This is a genomic window from Geomonas sp. (assembly GCF_056994735.1).
In genome coordinates this window covers 1-2,432 of record NZ_JBXKJL010000079.1, presented here as the reverse complement: position 1 = coordinate 2,432, position 2,432 = coordinate 1, and the positions used below count along the sequence as shown (strand labels likewise).

Sequence of the window (2,432 nt, the reverse complement as noted above, 5' to 3'; positions counted from 1 at the left end):
GAACCCCTCCAGCCCGCCCCCGCGTGGAAGCCGCTGGGCCGCAGTCTTTGGTTTGACCCCAAGCGTAAAGAACTCGTGATCGCGGCCCGAGTTGTGCTCCGCGAGGGACCGCTGGAACACCTGGTCTGCTTGAAAGGCACCAAGGAGCACGAGGCCATCCTGGCAACCCAGGCCCGGCCCCGGCAAATTCACGCCGGGCTGCTCCTGACCGGCGCTGAGCCGGGACACCCGGTTCGCTTCTTGCCCAAGTTCGAGCCCCCCTCAGGCACCAAGATCGCCATCGAGCTGCACTGGAACGCGGGCGGCAAGCCGCAGAAGATCGACGCTCGCCGCTGGATCAGAGAGGAAAAAACCGGGAAGCCCCTGGCCCAGGAATGGGTCTTCGCCGGCAGCGAACTGTTCACCGACCCGGTGACCAAGCAGGTCGTCTACGCCGCCGACGAAGGAGACCTGATCACTGTGGCCAATTTTGGCAGTGCGATTCTCGATCTGCCACTGGCTAGCTCGGCCAGCGACGCCGACCGCGTCTTCGGCGCCGATCCCGCCCAGGTTCCACCGCTGGGCACCGAAGTGTTCCTGTTCCTGTGGCCCCACGTCGGACAGCCGGATAAGAATCCCTGAGCCGATCCAGCGCAGCGTCACCCTCATCCGGCGCTCCGCGGCACCTTCTCCCCGCGGGCAGAGGTATGGACACATTTCTGCGACTCGTAAGCTGGGCGAACTGGGTAGCGATCGACCGGCGTCCGCCCCGTCCCTGTCCAGGCCCTTGTACACCCCTGCCGGGATCGATCCGGGCGGTCGCGAGGGTGCCCAAGTCCCCCGCGCTCCGGGTCGAAAAGTTGTGTCCATACCTCTGCCCCGCGGGAGAAGGGATTGTCTGACCTTCTCCCACCGGAAGAAGGTGGCCGAAGGCCGGATGAGGGCAGCGGGCAGGCAGCGCAGCTCATTCAAGCCGGAGCGCGCACCAGACCCCAGAGGGATGAAACTGAGCGTCCGAAGGTCGCTCGTCGAGACGCTCCCACTCATCGGCCGACCAGATCAGAAGGGCCGCGGGATGGCCGTTGATTCGCCAACGGGCCGAGCGGGGGGGCTCAGGCGGGGGACTGTAGAGCCGAAGTGTGGGTGCGCCAGGGAAGCTTGGGAAAGGAGGAAGCCGAAACGCAGAAACCTTTCATTGGAACCCTGCGGGTAACCAATCCCGCCCGGTAGAGCTGGGCCGGCAGCCGGAAACGAGTCTTGCGTGGGCCCGGGGTAACCCGGACTGCGAAGCGTAGACAGTGAGTGAGCGGGCCGTGCTATTGAGCCTCGAAATCGACATCGTCGCGGGAGCCGACGTCGTCCACACAACGGAAGGCCGCGTCGCAGCGCCGCAATGGCCTGGCGCCTGCGATCCCGCCGGGGTCGAAGAACAGGGCACGTTCATGGGGGTTCCCCAGGAACCTGGGAGGCCCCTTCACCTTCTCGGATTATCCCGGGCGGAGGTACCGGGTGACTATACTCGGCCCGGTCAGGTCTGGCACAAATTGGAGGCAACTAGGCACCGGCATAAACTGCTGACGGGAATCGATCTGGGAGCAGCATTGAGGTCACCCGTCATGCGACCGATCCACTTCACTCCGGAAGTGCGGCAAGCCCTGGCCCACGACCGCTACCATCACCCCGATCCCCGCGTCCAGCGCAAGATGGAGGTCCTCTGGCTCAAGAGCCACGACCTGCCCCACGATCGGATCGCGACCTTGGCCGGTGTCTCCCGACGCACCGTCCAGCGCTACATCGACCAGTACATCGAGGGCGGCTTGCCGCGCCTGCGCCAAGGCCACTGGTATCAGCCCCGGAGCGTCCTGGCCGGGCACCGGTCCTCCCTCGAGGAATACTTCGCGACGCACCCGGTCCGCTCCGCCAAGCGAGCCCGGGCCATCATCGAGCAGCAGACCGGAATTCGCCGCAGCCTCACCCAAGTCCGCCACTTTCTCAGGGACCACTTGGGGCTGCGGTGGCGCAAGACCGGGGCCATCCCCGTGCCCCCCACCAAGACGGTCGAGGAGCACGCCCGCGAGCAGACGACCTTCCTGAAGGAAAAGCTGGAGCCACGGCTGAAGCAGGCCCGCCGAGGCCGGAGACAAGTCTACTTCGTCGACGCCGCCCACTTCGTCTTCGCCCCGTTTCTGGGCTTCTTGTGGTGCGCGGTCCGGTTGTTTGTGCGGGCGGCCTCGGGCCGCAAGCGGTACAACGTCCTGGGGGCGCTGGACGCGGTGACGCACCGGTTGATCCGGGTGACGAACCACGATTACATCAACGCCGAGTCGGTCTGTGCCCTGCTGCGGGCCGTCGCCGCAGCCAGCGTGGGCTTGCCGATCACATTGGTGCTGGACAACGCCCGGTATCAAAAGTGCGCCGTAGTGCAAACGCTGGCGAAGTCGTTGAAGATCGAG

The 2,432-nt window shown here is 65.8% G+C and carries 3 protein-coding genes; 2 read left to right on the top strand and 1 reads right to left on the bottom strand.

All coding sequences use genetic code 11. The annotated features are described in order from the left end of the window. The coding region (locus tag AC11W3_RS03660) for a YdjY domain-containing protein (protein WP_484092505.1) at positions 1-621 on the top strand (621 nt) is incomplete at its 5' end. A 674-nt stretch (positions 622-1,295) separates the two neighbouring features. Here the strand turns inward: AC11W3_RS03660 and AC11W3_RS03655 are convergent. Next, a complete protein-coding gene (locus tag AC11W3_RS03655; protein ID WP_484092504.1) occupies positions 1,296-1,457 on the bottom strand; it encodes a hypothetical protein in 162 nt (53 codons plus the stop codon). A 138-nt stretch (positions 1,458-1,595) separates the two neighbouring features. On the opposite strand from AC11W3_RS03655, the gene AC11W3_RS03650 reads away from it, so the two are divergent. After that, the coding region (locus tag AC11W3_RS03650; protein WP_484092503.1) for an IS630 family transposase at positions 1,596-2,432 on the top strand (837 nt) is incomplete at its 3' end.